At 58.7% G+C, this 19,263-nt stretch carries 15 protein-coding genes; 9 read left to right on the top strand and 6 right to left on the bottom strand.

Going from position 1 to position 19,263, the window contains the following annotated elements:
* Positions 1–46 precede the first annotated feature (46 nt).
* From ade to ABJM03_RS15415, 9 genes are all read left to right on the top strand, one after another.
* Positions 47–1,843, top strand: coding sequence for an adenine deaminase (gene ade / locus ABJM03_RS15375; protein WP_348418726.1), 1,797 nt, complete (start codon positions 47–49; stop codon positions 1,841–1,843).
* Positions 1,840–2,652, top strand: coding sequence for a hypothetical protein (locus tag ABJM03_RS15380; protein WP_348418727.1), 813 nt, complete (start codon positions 1,840–1,842; stop codon positions 2,650–2,652). The genes ade and ABJM03_RS15380 overlap by 4 nt, the downstream gene beginning before the upstream one ends.
* Before the next feature lie 11 nt (positions 2,653–2,663).
* Complete coding sequence (locus ABJM03_RS15385; protein ID WP_348419149.1) at positions 2,664–4,118, top strand: AMP nucleosidase; 1,455 nt, start codon at positions 2,664–2,666, stop codon at positions 4,116–4,118.
* A gap of 137 nt (positions 4,119–4,255) precedes the next feature.
* Positions 4,256–4,546: an HU family DNA-binding protein gene (locus ABJM03_RS15390; RefSeq protein WP_348418728.1), complete on the top strand. Its 291-nt coding sequence runs from the start codon at positions 4,256–4,258 to the stop codon at positions 4,544–4,546.
* Positions 4,547–4,692: 146 nt separating this feature from the next.
* A complete protein-coding gene (locus ABJM03_RS15395) occupies positions 4,693–5,562 on the top strand; it encodes a DMT family transporter (protein WP_348418729.1) in 870 nt (289 codons plus the stop codon).
* 116 nt (positions 5,563–5,678) lie between these two features.
* Positions 5,679–6,128, top strand: a complete 450-nt coding sequence (gene msrB / locus ABJM03_RS15400; RefSeq protein ID WP_348418730.1) for a peptide-methionine (R)-S-oxide reductase MsrB — start codon at positions 5,679–5,681, stop codon at positions 6,126–6,128.
* Entirely contained in the window at positions 6,125–6,634 is a 510-nt protein-coding gene (msrA, locus tag ABJM03_RS15405) for a peptide-methionine (S)-S-oxide reductase MsrA (RefSeq protein WP_348418731.1), read from the top strand. Before msrB ends, msrA begins: the two co-directional genes overlap by 4 nt.
* Positions 6,635–6,835: 201 nt before the next feature.
* Positions 6,836–7,816 (top strand): YHYH protein, encoded by a 981-nt coding sequence (locus ABJM03_RS15410; RefSeq protein WP_348418732.1) that lies wholly within the window; start codon positions 6,836–6,838, stop codon positions 7,814–7,816.
* 11 nt (positions 7,817–7,827) lie between these two features.
* Positions 7,828–8,358 carry a hypothetical protein gene (locus tag ABJM03_RS15415; RefSeq protein WP_348418733.1) on the top strand — a complete coding sequence of 177 codons (531 nt, stop codon included), beginning with the start codon at positions 7,828–7,830 and terminating at the stop codon, positions 8,356–8,358.
* A gap of 13 nt (positions 8,359–8,371) precedes the next feature.
* On the opposite strand, the gene ABJM03_RS15420 is transcribed toward ABJM03_RS15415, so the two are convergent.
* From ABJM03_RS15420 to ABJM03_RS15445, 6 genes are all read right to left on the bottom strand, one after another.
* On the bottom strand, positions 8,372–10,375 hold the full coding sequence (locus ABJM03_RS15420) for a hydantoinase/oxoprolinase family protein (protein WP_348418734.1): 2,004 nt from the start codon (positions 10,373–10,375) through the stop codon (positions 8,372–8,374).
* Positions 10,375–11,400: a tRNA epoxyqueuosine(34) reductase QueG gene (gene queG, locus ABJM03_RS15425; RefSeq protein WP_348418735.1), complete on the bottom strand. Its 1,026-nt coding sequence runs from the start codon at positions 11,398–11,400 to the stop codon at positions 10,375–10,377. Before queG ends, ABJM03_RS15420 begins: the two co-directional genes overlap by 1 nt.
* Before the next feature lie 42 nt (positions 11,401–11,442).
* Complete coding sequence (locus ABJM03_RS15430) at positions 11,443–12,108, bottom strand: glutathione S-transferase family protein (RefSeq protein WP_348418736.1); 666 nt, start codon at positions 12,106–12,108, stop codon at positions 11,443–11,445.
* A 54-nt stretch (positions 12,109–12,162) separates the two neighbouring features.
* Positions 12,163–12,909, bottom strand: a complete 747-nt coding sequence (mtgA, locus tag ABJM03_RS15435; RefSeq protein WP_348418737.1) for a monofunctional biosynthetic peptidoglycan transglycosylase — start codon at positions 12,907–12,909, stop codon at positions 12,163–12,165.
* A gap of 154 nt (positions 12,910–13,063) precedes the next feature.
* A complete protein-coding gene (gene gltB, locus ABJM03_RS15440; RefSeq protein ID WP_348418738.1) occupies positions 13,064–17,593 on the bottom strand; it encodes a glutamate synthase large subunit in 4,530 nt (1,509 codons plus the stop codon).
* A gap of 198 nt (positions 17,594–17,791) precedes the next feature.
* Positions 17,792–19,225, bottom strand: a complete 1,434-nt coding sequence (locus ABJM03_RS15445; protein WP_348418739.1) for an NAD(P)-dependent oxidoreductase — start codon at positions 19,223–19,225, stop codon at positions 17,792–17,794.
* Between the last annotated feature and the right edge of the window lie 38 nt (positions 19,226–19,263).

Here is a 19,263-nt window from a genome sequence, read left to right on the forward strand (position 1 = left end):
CACCGCTCCCGCTTGAACACCGCTCTACCCTGTGGAATGTTGAGCCATGACACAAGCAACATTCCCCGCCTGGCCCGATGTGGCCGCCGATCTTGTCAACGTCGCTGCTGGCCGCCAACCCGCCGATATGATCATCACGGGAGGCATTTGGGTCAACGTCCATACCCGCGAAGCCCTGCCCGATCATGACATCGCCATTGCACAGGGTCGCATCGCTTTTGTTGGACCCTCTGCAGACCACTGCAAAGGCCCCGACACGCAGATCATTGCCGCGAATGGCCGTTATATGATCCCCGGCCTATGCGACGGCCACATGCACATCGAGAGCGGCATGCTCACCCCTGCCGAATTCGCCCGCGCTGTCATCCCCCATGGCACCACCTCCATGTTCACCGATCCCCATGAGATCGCCAATGTGCTGGGCCTTGAGGGCGTGCGCATGATGCACGACGAAGCGCTGATGCAGCCCGTCAACATCTTCACCCAAATGCCCTCCTGCGCGCCCAGCGCACCGGGGATGGAGACGACAGGCTTCGAGATCACCGCCGAAGACGTGGCCAAAGCAATGGATTGGCCCGGGATCATCGGCCTAGGCGAAATGATGAACTTCCCGGGCGTCAGCAACGCCGATCCACAAATGCTGGCCGAGATCGCCGCGACCCAGCGTGCCGGCAAAACTGTAGGGGGGCATTATGCCTCCCCTGATCTTGGGCCTGCGTTTGCCGCTTATGTGGCCGGAGGTCCCGCTGATGACCACGAAGGCACCTGCGAAGAAGACGCCGTGACGCGCATGCGCCAAGGGATGCGATCCATGATCCGCCTCGGCTCTGCGTGGTACGATGTAGAAAGCCAGATCACCGCGATCACCGAGCGTGGCCTTGATCCGCGCAACATGATCTTATGCACCGATGATTGCCACTCGGGCACGCTGGTTAATGATGGCCACATGAACCGCGTCGTGCGCCATGCGATTGACTGCGGCTGTGACCCGCTGATTGCCTTGCAAATGGCCACGATCAACACCGCCACCCACTTTGGGCTAGAGCGCGACATCGGCTCTCTCACCCCCGGTCGTCGTGCGGATGTGATCCTAAGCTCAGACCTCAAAACCCTCCCGATAGAGACTGTTATCGCCCGCGGTCAGGTTGTGGCACAGGATGGTACATGCCTTGTCGATTGCCCCCATTACAGCTGGCCAAAACACGCGCGCCAAACGGTCAACATGGCCCGCGATCTGGGCGCGGATGATTTCACCATTTCCGCCCCCGCCGGGGCCAATGCCGTCACTGCCAATGTCATCGGCGTGGTCGAAAACCAAGCCCCGACAAAGGCGCTCCAATTCGAGCTGCCCGTGACCGAAGGCCGTGTCACCGCCCATGGCGATGTCTGTCAAATCGCGCTGGTAGAGCGCCACCGTGCCACAGGCGGCGTGGTCAATGCGCTGGTCTCCGGCTTTGGCTATACCGGCAATATGGCCATGGCCTCGACTGTGGCGCATGACAGCCACCATATGATCGTGGTGGGCACTGACACCGAACAGATGGCGCTGGCCGCCAATCACCTGCGCGCGTTGGGCGGCGGCATTACCATCTTCAGAGATAGCGCGCCACTTGCCACCATCGACCTGCCCATCGCGGGCCTGATGTCCGACAGCCCTGCCGCCGATGTCGCCGCTAAAACCGATGCGATGATGCAGGCCATGCGCGACTGCGGCTGTACGCTCAATAACGCCTATATGCAGCATTCACTGCTGGCCCTCGTCGTGATCCCCGAACTGCGGATATCCGACCTTGGCCTTGTCGATGTGCGCAGCTTTGAATTCATGGATGTCATTGTCTCGTGAAGGTCTTTGCCCAAAACCTTGCCAAGCTTATGCCAGCCGGTATCACCCTACCGCCTGAACTGATCCAGACATTCGACTGGATGGAGGATCAAGGCTGGCTGCATATCCGTGAGGGTGCCGCGCCTGAGGATCACTGGCTGGCCTTTTATCCCGCCGATTACATCGGCCACCCTATGGCAAGCCACGTTACTTTTGGCGGCACGGCGCTGCCCTTCACCGATCACTGGTCCACGCCTGATCCTACCATCGACGCCAGCATCGCCGAGATTGGCGAGACATCAGGCGATGGCGGCCGCGTTGCGATCTGGCTGGATGATGCGGGCAAGCAGCAATTTGTGCACATCGGCCACGACACGCTGGGCATTATCACGGATGATCCGCTTGTCCTGCTGCAATTTCTTGCCATGGGCTATCCCGAACCCGGCGCGCTGGAGGATACAACCCTCACCCCACTCCAAGCCACGCTAGAGTTCCACGGCGCAAGCAGCAGTGCCGAACTTGCCGAGGATGAGCAGCCCGTCGCGCCCAGCGCACTTCAGGCCTTCCTTAAATCACGCTTTGCCCTCGACATGCCCGCCACCGCGCATGATCTGGGCATCCGAAACTTCCCCGAATATCACTCAGACACCACAGACCCGTTCGCCCTGTGGATCGCCGCCACCACACCCGAACCAACCGAGGCCGAGCTGGCCTACGAATTAGAGTTGATGCGCACGGTGGAATCCCTCAACCTCGATGACGCCGACAGCTCGGATGTTATCATGGAAAAAATCGGCAGCCTGTTTTCAAACAAAGGTACAGATCAATGAAGCAATACCAGATGCTCACACCCGATGCGCCCCAGCCCGAAACATTTACGGACGCGACCGCCGCCGTAGACCGCCTGACCGAGCTTTATGCCCAAGCGGTCGATTTTCTGCGCGCACATTTCGAAGAAGCCATGGCCGACGCGCCCCCCGACACCCGTATCCGCGCGTTTTATCCCGAGGTCCGCTTTACCACCTCATCCTACGCGCAGGTGGACACACGGCTCAGCTTTGGCCATGTCTCGGGGCCAGGGACCTATGCGGCGACAATCACGCGGCCTGATCTGTTCCGTCCCTACCTGATCCAGCAAATCGGCCTGCTGCTCAAAAACCACGGCCACCCCGTCACAATCGGCCCCTCCGAAACGCCTATCCCCATCCATTTCGCCATGACCTCCGAGACAGGCGTAGCCGTGCCTCAAGAAGGCGCTGCCGATTTCACACTGCGCGATGTGTTCGATGTGCCTGACCTCAGCACCACCAACGATGATATCGTCAACGGCACATATGCGCCTGCGGATGGTGTTGGCGCATTGGCCCCCTTTACGGCACAGCGCGTCGACTACTCATTGGCGCGCCTCGCGCATTACACGGCCACCGATCCGCATCATTTCCAATGCCACGTGCTGTTCACCAACTACCAGTTCTACGTGACCGAGTTCGAAGACTACGCCCGCGCCCAACTGCGCGACCCCGACAGCGGCTATACCGCCTTTGTCTCTACCGGGAACCAAGTCATCACAGACGGTGACGCGCCGCTGGAAACGCCCGCCAAACTGCCACAGATGCCGACCTACCATCTCAAACGTGCCGATGGGTCGGGCATCACGCTGGTCAACATCGGCGTCGGCCCTTCCAACGCCAAAACAGCCACCGATCACATCGCCGTTCTGCGCCCTCATGCGTGGCTCATGGTGGGTCACTGCGCAGGACTGCGTAACACACAAGCCTTGGGTGACTTTGTCCTCGCCCACGCCTATCTGCGCGAAGACCACGTGCTGGACGATGACCTGCCCGTTTGGGTCCCCATTCCCGCGCTGGCCGAAATCCAGATCGCTTTGGAAAATGCCGTGGCCCAAGTCACCCAATTGGAAGGCTACGAGCTCAAGCGCATCATGCGCACCGGCACCGTGGCCACCATCGACAACCGCAACTGGGAACTGCGCGACCAATCCGGCCCTGTGCAACGCCTTAGCCAATCGCGCGCCGTGGCCCTTGATATGGAAAGTGCGACCATCGCCGCCAATGGCTACCGCTTCCGCGTGCCTTACGGCACATTGCTGTGTGTCAGTGACAAACCCCTGCACGGCGAGCTAAAGCTGCCCGGCATGGCGTCAGACTTCTATAAAACCCAAGTTTCAAGGCATTTGATGATCGGAATTCGCGCGATGGAGCAGCTGCGCGGCATGCCGTTGGAGCGGATTCACAGCAGAAAACTGCGTTCTTTTGATGAAACCGCTTTCCTTTAGGCCCCAAACTCAAAAAAAAGACACGTATTTCGCGCATTTCAAGGAAAATTACGCGGTAATGCGTTGTGCTTAATATCCACTTACCATTACATTCTGCCAATGAGGCCCATTTTATAGGGCGATCGAGGAGATAATTAATGACCACGAAACCAATGACAAAGACCCAGCTCGTCGCAGCACTCGCCGAAGAAATGGGCACCGATAAAAAAGCTGCAAGCGGCGCATTGGACGCAGTTTGCGCGCTGATCACAAAAGAAGTTGCAGGCGGTGGCGCTGTCACTCTGCCCGGCGTTGGCAAAATCTATTGCCGCGAACGCCCCGAGCGCATGGTTCGCAACCCTGCCACAGGCGAGCAATTCAAAAAAGAAGCCGATAAGGTTGTCAAAATGACAATCGCAAAAGCGCTGAAAGACAGCGTTAACGGCTAAGGCCCACGTGGCTGAAACAGAATTCGAAAAGGCCGGTGCTCGCATCGGCCTTTTTCATTTGTACCCATACATTTTTCCGGACCAATCCCCGTTGCAACCGCCATTGATCTCCTAAAAGGTCAGGCAAACACAACGAGAGGATGATCATGGATCTGCGCGCAGTTTTGATGGGGCTTACTTTTACGCTCATCTGGTCATCGGCCTTCACCTCCGCACGCATTATCGTGGCCGATGCCACGCCCCTGTTTGCCCTCTCTATGCGCTATCTTGTGTCGGGCATCATCGGCATCAGCATCGCAGCCGCTTTAGGCCAGAGCTTCCGGCTCAGCCGTTCTCAATGGCGCGCCACCATCATCTTTGGCTTTTTACAGAACGCTGTTTATCTCGGGCTTTTCTTTGTCGCCATGCAAACGATCGAAGCCTCCCTCGCCGCGATCATCGCCTCCACCATGCCTTTGATGGTCGCGCTTGCTGCATGGGCCTTTATGGGCGACAAGCTCAGCCCTTTGGGCATCTTGGGGCTGATCACCGGCTTTGCCGGCGTGATCTTTATCATGGCCGCGCATCTGTCCGGCGGGATTGACCTCATTGGCGTTGGGATTTGCTTTATCGGGGTGCTTGCGCTCACCATTGCCACCCTCACCGTGCGCGGTGCCTCGGCGGGCGGGAACCTGTTGATGGTGGTCGGTTTGCAAATGCTGGTGGGGTTTGTCGCATTGGCCCTCGCAACGCTCTTGTTTGAAACGCCCCAAGTCACGATGAGCTGGCCCTTGATCGCCGCCTTTACCTACACCTGCCTTGTACCCGGATTGCTGGCCACATGGATTTGGTTCCTGCTGGTGGGCCGCATCGGTGCCACCCGCGCCGCCACCTTCCACTTTCTCAATCCCTTCTTTGGCGTGGCCATCGCCGCCCTGCTGCTGGGCGAGAAATTGGGGCTGCGCGATGTCATCGGCGTTGCCGTTATCGCCGCAGGCATCCTCGCCGTGCAAATCTCGCGCCAGCGCAGCACCTGACCGCTGATTTCCCCTCTCGATGCCTGGTCACGTCTATATGACCACAGGCACCGTCCCTTTGATTTATTGTGCAAAAGCACCATCTAATGGAACAAGCCAAGCGCAAGGAGAGCCCTATGCCCGAGTACACCAAAAACCCCGATGTCATCGCGACCCTGTCACCCGAAGAATTCCACGTCACCCAACAAAGCGGCACAGAGCGCCCCGGCACCGGCAAGCTGCTTGGGAACAAAGAACCGGGTATCTACGTCGATATTGTCTCGGGAGAGCCGCTGTTCGCCTCCGGTGACAAATACGAGAGCGGCTGCGGCTGGCCCAGCTTCACCAAACCGATCGAGCCTGCCCATGTGCAAGAAATCAGCGACCGCTCCCTTGGCATGGTCCGCACCGAAGTGCGCAGCACCCATGGCGACAGCCACCTTGGCCATGTCTTCAACGATGGCCCGCGCGATCGGGGTGGCCTGCGCTATTGCATTAACTCGGCCTCTCTGCGCTTTATCCACCGCGACGACATGGAGGGCGAAGGATACGCCCAGTATTTACCCCAAGTGGAGGACATAACATGAGCAATCAGCGCGCAGTTCTGGCAGGCGGATGTTTCTGGGGCATGCAGGATCTGATCCGCAAACGCACAGGCGTGGTCAGCACCCGCGTCGGATATTCCGGCGGCGATGTTCCCAACGCCACCTACCGCAACCACGGCACCCACGCCGAAGCGATTGAGGTCATCTTTGACCCCAACCAACTCAGCTACCGCGACCTGCTTGAACTGTTCTTCCAAATCCACGACCCCACAACGCCCAACCGCCAAGGCAACGACCGCGGCATGAGCTACCGCTCGGCTATCTACTTTGTGGACGAGGACCAAAAGACCACCGCCCTCGACACCATCGCGGATATCGAAGCCTCTGGCATCTGGCCCGGCAAAGTGGTCACCGAGATTGAGCCCGTGGGCGATTTCTGGGAAGCCGAGCCCGAGCATCAGGATTACCTTGAGCGTTTGCCAAACGGCTACACCTGCCACTTCCCGCGCCCCGATTGGGTTCTGCCCAAACGCGCCGCAGCGGAATAAAAATAGGGCGGTCCGATTCGTTGGGCCGCCCACACAGCTTTCATATCACGGCAGTGCCAAATATCTGTGCCCAAAGGCCGACACTGCCCCTGTCCAAGCGCACGACAATTAAACACACCCCCATTTGACATGCGCAAAGCTGACCCTAGGTTAAATTTCAAGTTTTGAAATATATGGGTGATCCGTCGAATGTCTCATAGAATGCTGTATAGCACCGCCGCGGCCTCGGTCCTTATGGCCACTGGCGCGCTGATCTATTCCCCCATTTCCGCTCAGGATACCTCGACTGACACAGCCGAGGCCATCGAATCTGCACCGTGGCACGACAATGTTGAAATCACGATGCAGCCCGAGACAAACAGCTTTAACTACAAGTCCAACGGTATCCCAAGCCATGGCTTTGCAGAGCAATATCTGATCCCCTCCGACCCGTCGAACCAGCCGTTCAAGGACAAGCCGGCCGAATTCTTTGTTGTGGCCAATTCCGCTGATGATTTCATCGAATCCGAACTTGAGACCACAATCACAACGCGGCCCGTATATACAGACACCACCACCGACACGTCGCTTGGCCTGATTGGCGTTGCAATCAACGGGGCACGTATCTTCAACGACTACGAAGACTTTGAGCGCGCCCTCACCGCGCAAGATGATCAGGTTGTTCATGACCATGTGGCATTTCTGGACAATTGCAACGGGCATACATTGGCCAACGGCAAAGACTACCATTACCACGGCATCCCTGTCTGCATCGCCGAAGCAATCGCGCAGCCTGGCAAACATTCGTCAATGATTGGCGTGCTGGCTGACGGCTTTCCCGTCTATGCCAATAATGATGTGGGCGGAATTGTAGTCACGAATGATGATCTGGATGAATGCAGCGGCCATTTCGGCACCACTCCTGAATTCCCCGATGGCATCTATCACTACCACCTGACCGCAGATGAAGCGCCCTATATGATTGATTGCTACCATGGCGAAGTTGAAGAGACCCGGGCGGAGGGCCCGAACGGCCAAGGCCCCGATTTCGCCGCCGCAGCGGATGAGCTGGGCGTCACAGAGGCCGCGCTGAGGGAGGCGCTTGGCACGTCTATGCCACCCGATTTCGGGGCCGCAGCGCAAGCTTTGGGCGTTTCCGAGGATGCCTTGACCACAGCGCTTCCTGCGCCGCCGGGCCGTTGAGCAACGCGCCGTTGGAAAAACTCGCCTATATCATCATCGGGGTGTCCATGGGCATTGTCGCTATGATACTGCTGCCGATGGCCCACACCGGCACGCAGACGCCTGCAACCATGGATCACAGTGCCATGGCCATGGGTACAGCGGACAACCCTGCTATGGACGCACAAGCGATGTCAGCGATGCACCAACACCCCCCACGCTCCGTGCGCGAAGGTCTCCCCGTCCCTACCGTGAACCACCTGATGTTTCCCGACATCATGGGCGGCTATAACGTGCAGATCATGACACAGAATTTCACCTTCACACCTGCCGCGATTAACCGCACACCGAAGGACAACGAAGGCCATGCGCATATCTATGTGAATGATACAAAGATCGCGCGGATTTACGGTAATTGGTATCACTTGCCCGCAGAAATGCTGGCTTCTGGTGACAACAAAGTCCGCGTAACATTAAACGCCAATGACCACAGCGAATGGGCGGTGGACGGCGTGCCTATTTCTTCCACGGTTAACATACAGGTGCCTGCCCCATCGCAATAGCCGCCGCGTCGGTTCAGACCCCCACGCGCGGTCTGCCCGAGGCTTCGACAGTGATCTCAGCCTCGACAAAAACCTCGCGCCCCTCAACTCCTGCGGTGCGCACATCGCGCGTCACGTCGATTTTAATATCTGCGGCTCCGGCGTCCTGCGCAGCCCCCACAGCCGCAGCGCGCAGCACTTCTTCCAACCGTGCCAATGCAGCAGTTTCGTCTCTGAAATCCTCTGGCCCCGCGCTTAGATGCACGCGGAACCTCCCCTCACTGGGCGACGTCACGGTTCCAGCCTCGCGCATGGTCACGCGGCCAACCACAGCACCAATCGCATTGGCCACGCCTGCGTGCTCTGGCAGGATCATCTCACAGCCCAACCTTGTGCCCACCGCCGGATAATACGTCCGCGCCGAGGCACCCAGCCCGATCACCGGCACCCCTAATCCCGTATCAAGCCGCACCAATCCCGCGTGCCCGCCCAGCCCGCGTTGCATCAAAACATGCCGTGCAAGCACAGCAGGATCTTCCCCAAATCCGTCCTCTTCTTCGGCAAAAGCAGCCTCTAATAAGGCCAAAGCGGTTTGATGCTGCAATTGATCCACAATCATCCGCGCCAGCACATCCGCCTGCGCCGCCAGCCGTTCCCCAGCGCCCGTGCGCCTGCGCCCGAACAACGCCAGCGCCTTTTCTGCGGCCTGTCTGTCCCACGCATCCGCAAGCCCCAGCACGTGGCAAGCATCGGATGGCGTCACGGCCGAAACCTGCACCAGCCCCCGATCAACCAACCGCTTGAGCGCGCCTGTCTCGATCCGCGCGCGCAAGATATCGCCCAACGGGTGCACACCGCTCCCGATCCGCTCCAACAAAGCGGTTTCACGGGGGCCGATCCCTTCCATGCTCTGCCCCGCTACGGCGCGCAGGAACCTGCCGTCATGCTCACCGGGCAGCGTACTGCGCAACTGCGCGTCCAGCGCATCATGCACCACCTCAGGCGCATCCACCGCCAGCAAAGACACCGGCAGCACGCGGCGCGGGCCAAGCGTCACACCGCCGACCAGCCCTTCGGTGACAAAATGCACCTCGCTGTCACCGCCCAGACCCGTCGTGCGCATGGCCACCGCCTCGACCATAGTGCGGTACGGCCCCACTTGCGCACCCGCCGGATCAATCGCCGGACGCCCGCCTTTGAGCAACGCCACATCCGTCGTTGTTCCGCCAATGTCACTGACCAAAGCGTGATCCGCCCCCGTCATCCAGCGCGCGCCCACGATAGAGGCGGCAGGCCCGCTCAGGATCGTCTCAATCGGCCGCTCACGCGCCTGCGCAGATGAAATCAGCGCCCCATCCCCGCGCACCACCATCAACGGTGCCTGCACGCCAATCTCACGCAGAATATCTTCGGCCCGCCCGATCAGCCGGTCAATCATCCCGATCAGCCGCGCATTCAGCACCGCCGTCATCGCCCGCTTCGGCCCGTTCAGCTTGGCTGACAGTTGATGCGATGCCGATACGGGCCGCCCCGTCAGCTCTGCCACCAGTGCCATCGCACGCAGCTCATGGGCGGGGTTGCGCGTGGCAAACTGCGCCGCCACAGCAAAGCCCCCCACGCTGTCGCCATGCTCTGCCACAAACGCGCGCAGCGCCGCCTCGTCCAGCGGCACGGCCTCGCCACCTGCGTGGTTATGCCCCCCCGCCAACACAATCGCCGGATCACCGTTGAGCGCATCAAGCAGGCCATGTGTCTCTAAATCACGCTCTTTGAACCCGATATAGATCAGCGCCACGCGCCCGCCCTGCCCCTCAACCAACGCATTGGTCGCAAGCGTCGTCGATAAAGACGCCAGAGCAATGTCATCAACCGCCACACCGGATTGCGCCAATACCGCCCGCACAGCACCGCCAACGCCAATCGCCAAATCAGCCCGAGTGGTCAGCGCCTTCGCACTTGCGACTACTTCTACCTCATCACGGATGATCACCGCATCCGTATAGGTCCCGCCTGTGTCCACACCCAAAAGCAACGCCATCAGCTATCTCCTAACAACCGCGCCACGGCCCAACGGGCCGCATCTGCAACGGCGGCATCCGCATCCTCACATAATCCCTGCGCCAAACCGCACAGCGCCCCATCGCCCGAATTGCCAATCGCATAGAGCACATTGCGCACAAACCGGTCCCGCCCGATCCGCTTGATCGGAGAGCCGGAAAACCGCGCGCGGAAGGCAGTATCATCCAAGACCACCAGCTCGGCCAAGCTCCCCCCCGCGGTGCCGTGATAGCGCATGTCACTGGCGGCGACGGCAAACTTGTTCCACGGGCAGGCCGCCAGACAATCATCGCAGCCGTAAATCCGGTTGCCCAAGGCACTGCGCAACTCCTCATCCACCGGCCCGCGATGCTCAATTGTCAGATAGGAAATACAGCGCCGCCCATCCAGCTTGTAAGGTTCGGGGAATGCCTTGGTCGGGCAAATCTCCTGACAGGCAGTACAACTGCCGCAACGGTCCACTTCACGCGCATCGGGTTCCAGCTCAAGTGTCGTGAAAACAGACCCTAAAAAGGCCCAATTGCCCCAATCACGGCTGACAACATTGGTGTGTTTTCCCTGCCACCCCAGCCCCGCGGCCTGCGCCAATGCCTTCTCCGGCACGGGGGCAGTGTCGACAAAAACCTTCACCTCGCAGGGCTCCTGCGCGATCAGCCAACGCGCAATCCGCTTGAGCCGCTTTTTCACCACATCATGATAATCGCGCCCCTTGGCATAAACCGATACCGCAGCCTGATCAGGATGCTGCAATATCTCCAAGGGATCATGCTCGGGCGCATAGCTTTCGGCCAGCATGATAACCGACCGCGCCTGCGGCCACAGCACAGACGGATCACCGCGCCAATTGCTGCGCGCCTCCATCCACTCCATCTGCCCGTGATATCCGGCCTCCAAAAAGGCACCAAGGCGCGCGGGTACTTCGGGCACGGCATCCGGCCTGCAAATCCGGCAGGCCACAAACCCTGCCTCTAATGCCTCGGCCACCAATCGCTGTTTAAGGTCCATAGGTCGCTCCGCCCTTAAACTGACTGCCTTGCCATAAGTGCCCTAGAAATCGAGATCATTATAATGCTTGGGCGGCGTGAACCCCGGCACCTGATCCGCCAAAATGGACCGGAACGCAGGCCGCGACTTGATCTTCACGTACCAGTCCTTCACCTCAGGACAGCTGTTCCAATCCACATCCGAGATATAATCAAGCGAGGACAAATGCGCCGCAGCGGCAAAATCGGCCAATGTCATCGCATCCCCCGCCAACCACCTGCGTTGATCCAACAACCACGTCATATAACCCAGATGAAACTTAATCGCCCGCGCGCCCGCTTTGACGTTCTTGCTATCGGGATAGCCCGATTTCATCATCTTTTTATTGACCCGCTCATACAGCAGCTTCGAGGTCACCTCATGATGGAACTTATCATCAAACCACGACACCAAACGCCGCACCTCAAGCCGCTGCTCAGGGTCGCTGGGCAACAGTGACGGCTCGGGGCGGGTTTCTTCGATATATTCGCAAATCGCCGCGCTTTCGGACATCATGATCCCGTCAAGCCGCAGCACAGGCACTTTGCCCGCCGGATTGCGGCGCATGAAATCGGGATCCTGCTCCCAATAACGTTCTTCGACCAGATCAACCTCGATCTTTTTCTCTGCAAGACTAAGCCGGATTTTCCGACAGAAAGGAGAGAGGGGGACGTGAAACAGACGTGCCATGATTTATCCGGTATATTGCGCGTTTAATCTAAATGCCTTGTGGCGACCAATTTATCAACTCTGGAAACAATTTGCCCGACCGTCAGCCAGAATCGTCGCCGCACCCGAGCGGATTTGCGCCGCCCGTTTTCCTAAAAATGCCGTGGGTCGTGACGCGCTGCGCGTTTTGGGTGATGGCAAAACCGCCGCCAATTGCGATGCCTGCCGCGCACTTAATGCCCCCGCACTGACGCCAAAATAATGGCGCGCTGCGGCTTCGACCCCGAATACGCCTTCATCAAATTCGGCCACATTGAGGTAGACCTCCAATATCCGCCGCTTATCCCAAATAATTTCGACAATCGGGGTTATGCCCGCCTCGAATGCTTTTCGGATATACGTGCGACCATGCCACAAAAACACATTCTTTACCGTTTGCTGATCAATGGTCGACGCCCCACGGTTAGAGCCCTGCGCGATCGCCAAACGGATCGCAGCCACGTCAAATCCCCAATGCATGCAAAAATTCGCATCCTCGGCGGCCACCGCGGCCCGCGCCATAACCGGCGCGATATCCTCAAGCCGCACCCATTCCTGATCGACCCCACCCAAACGCCGGGATTCGGACCACATGTAATAGGTCGTCGGCGGATTGATCACACGGAACAACAAAACAACGGCAACCATAAAAACAGCCACAGCCAGCACACTGCGCCAAAATATACGCCGCACACGTCTGCCAAAGGGCATTCGTTCAACCGCCTTGCCGGCAGCTTTCTTTGTTCGGGGTGATTTTGTCGATTTCGCTGCGCGCTTTGCCATAACCCTTGCTATAGCGGCCACAGAGCATTTTGTGAACGCTGAGCGACACTTGCACCGCTTTCTCCCGATGCCGTGCCCTCAAGGGCACTGTCCGAACAGGACAGGGATGTGCCAGCGTAACGTGTTTTCACGCCCGCTGGCACAGTGTTCTTGATCACTCGGCCGGAACAGCCTGTGCTTCATTTCCCAAAGGCGCGGCAATCCGGCTCAGCATTTCTTTGGGGCAAACCTGCACGAAATTCGCAAGCTCAAGATCCCAGTGCTGCAAGATATCGGCGGCCTTGCGGCTGCCTGTCTCTTTGAGGTGCTTCTCGATCAAGGTTTTCAGCTCATGCTCCCAATGATCGGTGGTGACGGGGCAATGTACCAGTGTTTCATGGTTCATACGCTCTTCCGCGATCCCGTCAGGATCATACAGATACGCCATACCGCCAGTCATACCCGCGCCAAAGTTGGCACCGATTTCACCCAGGATCACAGCAACACCACCGGTCATATACTCACAACCATTGCTGCCACAGCCCTCAATCACGACCTTCGCACCCGAATTCCGCACAGCAAACCGCTCACCCGCGCGACCGGCGGCGAACAGGTAGCCATCCGTCGCACCATACAGAACCGTGTTCCCGATGATGGTGTTCTCGGCCGCCACAATCGTCGACTTCATCTGTGGCCGCACAACGATGATACCGCCCGACAGGCCCTTACCAACATAGTCATTGGCATCCCCTGCCACCACCAGCTTCAGACCCGGCGCAGCAAAGGCACCCAAGGATTGCCCCGCAGAACCACTCAGGTTCACCGTCAGGTGATCCGCCTGCAGGTCATTTCGCATCCCGAAACGCTTCACGATATGGCTTGAGGTCCGTGTGCCTACGGTCCGGTGCGTGTTCTGCACCGCATAGCTTAGCTGCATCTTCTCACCATCCTCAAGGAACGGCACAGCATCCTTAACGATCTGGGCATCCAGCGTGTCCAACACAGCATTACGCGGCTTGGAGCGGTCATAGACCGTGTCCATCTGCGCATCAACACAGATCAACAGCGGGTTGAGGTCCAGATCATCCAGATGCGCCGAACCACGCGAAACCTGCGTCAGCAGATCGGCACGGCCAATCACATCATCAAGGCTGCGCGCCCCGATGCTGGCAAGGATTTCGCGTACTTCTGTGGCGTAGAAGGTGATCAGGTTTACAACCTTATCCGCACTGCCGGTGAACTTGTCGCGCAGCGCTTCATCCTGTGTACACACGCCCACGGGGCAGGTGTTGCTCTGGCACTGACGCACCATGATACAGCCCATCGCGATCAGCGCAGCCGTACCGATACCGTATTCCTCGGCACCCAGCATCGCCGCCATGACAATGTCACGGCCCGTGCGCAAACCACCGTCGGTCCGCAATGTCACACGGTCGCGCAGGTTGTTCATCGACAAAACCTGATGCGCCTCGGTGAGGCCCATCTCCCACGGCAGACCCGCATATTTGATCGAGGTCGCAGGCGATGCGCCTGTGCCGCCATTGTGACCCGAAATCAGGATAATATCCGCTTTCGCTTTGGCCACCCCCGCAGCAATCGTGCCAACACCGCTGGACGCCACCAACTTTACCGTCACCTTACAACGCGGATTGATCTGCTTGAGATCGTAAATCAACTGCGCAAGGTCTTCGATCGAGTAGATATCGTGGTGCGGCGGAGGCGAGATCAGCGTCACACCCGGCGTCGAATGACGCAGGCGCGCAATCAGGTCGGTCACTTTCATGCCCGGCAACTGCCCACCTTCACCAGGCTTGGCACCTTGGGCCACCTTGATTTCCAGCTCTTCACACTGGTTGAGGTATTCCGCCGTCACACCAAAGCGACCCGATGCCACCTGCTTGATCTTCGCAGAGGGATTGTCGCCATTGGCCTCCGGCAGGAAGTGCGCTGGATCTTCGCCGCCCTCGCCACTGTCGGATTTTGCACCAATCCGGTTCATCGCCACGTTCAGCGCTTTATGCGCCTCAGGGCTTAGCGCGCCCAGCGACATACCCGGCGTGACAAACCGCTTGCGGATCGCGGTGATGCTTTCCACCTCTTCGATGGGCACGGCCTCGCCCAATGGCTTGAGCGCCAGCAGATCGCGCAAATGGATCGGCGGGTTGCTCTGCATCTTGGCGCTATACTGCTTCCACATCTCATAGGAGGCGCGGTTACATGCCGCTTGCAACATATGCATCGAGGTCGCTTCCCACGCGTGGGTCTCACCCGATTTGCGGGATTTGTAGAAACCACCAATCGGCATCACGGTGTCATTACCAGCCCAGCCCTTGGCATGGACTTCTTCCGCTTTGCGCTGGATGCCGTGGATACCGATACCGCTGATGCGGCTGGTCATGCCGGGGAAATACTCCGCACACATCGCGCGGCTCAGGCCCACAGCCTCGAAATTCAGACCACCGCGATAAGACGACAGAACCGAGATCCCCATCTTCGCCATGATCTTGAGCAGACCCTGATCAATCGCATCACGGTAGCGCGCCACAGCAGTGGTCAGATCCGCATCCAACAACCCGCGACCGATCCGGTCGGCCAGCGAATCCTCTGCCAGATAAGCGTTCACCACCGTCGCACCGCAACCGATCAGCACGGCAAAGTAATGCGGATCCACACATTCCGCCGCCCGCACCGTGATGGAGCAGAAGGTCCGCAAACCCTTGCGTGTCAGATGGCTGTGCACCGAAGAGGTCGCCAGAATCATCGGCATTGCCACACGGCCCTCGCCGCTCATCTGATCCGTCAGCACAAGGTGCCCCGCACCCGAACGCACCGCATCCTCGGCTTCTGCACGGATCGCCTGAAGCGCATCGTTCAGGCTTGCCCCCTCGGCAAAGCTACAATCAAGCGTCACCAGATCGGCGTTGAAATGGCTGGCCATCTCGTCAAACTGCGCGTTGCCCACAAACGGGCTGTCCAGTACCAGAATCTCGGTCTGGCTGCTGTCTTCGTCCAGCACGTTCTTGAGGTTTCCGAACCGCGTCTTGAGGCTCATCACGCGGAATTCACGCAAGCTGTCGATCGGCGGGTTGGTCACCTGAGAAAAGTTCTGGCGGAAGAAGTGGCTCAGCGGGCGGTATTTGTTCGACAATACAGCCGAAGGCGTATCGTCACCCATCGAGGCCAGCGTTTCTTTACCGTCTTCAGCCATCGGAGCCAGAATCTGTTCCAGCTCCTCGATGGTGTAGCCCGCCGCGATCTGACGGCGGCGCAGCTCGTTGCCTTCAAACAACGGCTTCTCGGTCACTTTCGCCAGCTCATCGTCCAGCTCGTTGATCTTGCCAACCCAATCACCAAAGGGACGCGCCGCCGACAGCTTGTCCTTGATCTCGGTATCGCCAAACAACTTGCCCTCTGTCATGTCCACAGCCAGCAATTGCCCCGGCCCCAACGCGCCTTTATGCACAACGCGCGCCTCATCCAGCGGCACCATGCCCGCCTCGGAACCGGCAATAAGCATACCATCGGATGTCACAACATAGCGCATCGGTCGCAGACCATTACGGTCAAGACCGGCACAGACCCAGCGGCCATCGGTCATCGCCAATGCGGCCGGACCATCCCAAGGCTCCATCACAGAGTTGCAGTAGGAATACATATCGCGCCACGCCTGTGGCAGCTCGATCGCCTGCTTGGACCACGACTCGGGCACCAGCATGGTTTTCGCCATAGGCGCAGAACGCCCTGCACGCACCAACACCTCGAACACGGAATCCAACGCCGCACTGTCGGACGATCCCGCCGCGACAATCGGTTTAATATCCTCGGCCATTTCCCCGAACGTCGATGACGCCATGCGGATTTCGTGGCTCTTCATCCAGTTCATGTTGCCCTTAAGCGTGTTGATTTCACCGTTATGAGCCAACATGCGGAACGGCTGTGCCAGCCACCACTGCGGGAATGTGTTGGTGGAATAACGCTGGTGATAGATCGCAAACGCCGACTCGAACCGTTCGTCCATCAGGTCGGGATAGAACTCCGCAACCTGCTCGGCCAACATCATGCCCTTGTAAATAATCGACCGGCACGACAGCGACGCGATATAAAGCGATGGCACCTGCGCGGCAATCGCGGCCTTTTCGATCCGGCGGCGGATCACATAAAGCTCACGCTCGAATGTTTCCTCATCCACACCCTTCGCGTTCGAAATCAGGATTTGCTCGATCTCGGGGCGGGTTGCATTGGCCTTTTCGCCCAGACACTCCACCTTTACCGGCACATGGCGCCAGCCATAGATGTAATACCCCATGCGCAGTACTTCGGTCTCGACGATGGTACGGCAGGTTTCTTGTGCGCCAAAGTTCGTGCGCGGCAAAAACACCTGACCGACGGCGATCATCTCGTCCTTGCGTGGCTTGTGGCCTGTCCGCTCGATCTGGTCATAGAAAAACGGCACCGGAATTTGCACATGGATGCCCGCGCCATCGCCGGTCTTGCCATCCGCATCAACCGCACCACGGTGCCAGATCGCTTTGAGCGCCTTGATCCCGTTCTCAACAACTTCGCGCGACCGCGAACCATCAATGTTGACCACAAGGCCCACACCACAGGACGAGTGCTCCTCCTCGGGAGAGTACAACCCCTTCTCAGCCATAAACGCACGCTTGGCTTCTTCACGGGCTACCCATGCGTCATCATATTTGGTCATTGGTCGTCTCCTGTCGATGGCGCACAAAGCGCAAAGATTGGTCTCTTGTCAGCCCGCGGTGCGCTTTTCATCAGCAGGCACCTTTCAGACTTTGTTCATTTTTCCGGCAAGACAGGGCAGCTTCCCTGACCCTTTAACCGGACATTAATACTCAATCGTATGCCACATCGGTGCACAGGCTGTGCACACTGTGTGACATCACTCTGCGGCGACAGCGGATGCGCCGTTGAATTGATCCAGAATAGCCTCGGCACAGTCGCGCCCGTCCTTGATTGCCCAAACAACCAATGACGCGCCGCGCACAATATCACCCACGGCATAGACGCCCTCGGCTGCTGTACGGCCAGTGATATAGTCGGCCTTCACGGTACCCCAGCGGTTCACCGGCAGATCAGGGCACTCCCAAAGCGTCGGCAGATCCTCAGCCTCAAAACCCAAGGCCATGATCACCAGATCAGCCTCTTCCACATAATCAGCACCCTCGATCACCTCGGGGGCCTGACGACCAGTGGCGTCAGGTTGGCCCAGACGCATTTTCTGGACCATGACGCCTGTTATCGGATCACCTGTAAAGCCCTTTGGCGCGCTCAACCATTCAAATACCACGCCTTCTTCCTCGGCGTTTTGCACCTCGCGTTGCGAGCCGGGCATGTTGGCGCGGTCACGGCGGTACAGGCATTTCACGCTTGTCGCACCCTGCCGGATCGAGGTCCGCACACAGTCCATCGCCGTGTCGCCCCCACCGATCACAACCACGCGCTTGCCGTTGGCATTCAGGCTGCCATCGTTGAATTCCGGCACATCATCGCCAAAGCTTTTCTTGTTGCTGACGGTCAGGAAATCCAACGCGGGAACCAGACCCTGCACGCCCACACCAGGGGCCTGCAAATCGCGGCTCTTGTAAACACCCGTGGCAATAATCACTGCGTCATGGGCCTTGCGAATATCTTCAAAACTGATGTCGCGACCTACTTCGCAGTTGAGCTTGAACGTCACGCCGCCCTGCTCCAATTGCTCATTCCGGCGCATAACCACATCTTTTTCCAGCTTGAAACCGGGGATGCCGTAGGTCAGCAAACCGCCCGCACGATCATAACGGTCATAGACAGTGACCTGCACGCCTGAGCGGCGCAGGAAATCCGCCGCGGCCAGCCCGCCGGGGCCAGCGCCAATAATGCCAACGCTCTCGGTCCGCTCGGCGGCGGGGGTGATGGGTTTCACCCAGCCCTGCTCCCATGCGGTGTCTGTCACGTATTTCTCGACCGAGCCGATCGTGACCGTGCCATGGCCGGACTGTTCAATCACGCAATTGCCTTCACACAGACGGTCCTGCGGGCAAATCCGGCCACAAATCTCTGGGAATGTATTGGTCGCTTGGGACACCTCATAGGCCTCCTGCAACCGCCCCTCGGCAGTCAGGCGCAGCCAGTCAGGGATATTATTGTGCAGCGGGCAATGGGTCTGGCAATAAGGCACGCCACATTGGCTGCAACGGCTTGATTGCTCTTTCGCCTTGGCATCAGCGTACTCTGCATAAATCTCGTTGAAGTCTTCTTTGCGCAGATTGGGCGGACGCTTCTCCGGCATATCCCGCTCAATGTTTATAAACTTCAACATAGGTTGCTTTGCCATGATACCGCGATCCTTCATTCCCTTGGACCCTCCGCATA

This window comes from Sulfitobacter sp. (assembly GCF_039977885.1).
Taxonomy (GTDB): domain Bacteria; phylum Pseudomonadota; class Alphaproteobacteria; order Rhodobacterales; family Rhodobacteraceae; genus Sulfitobacter.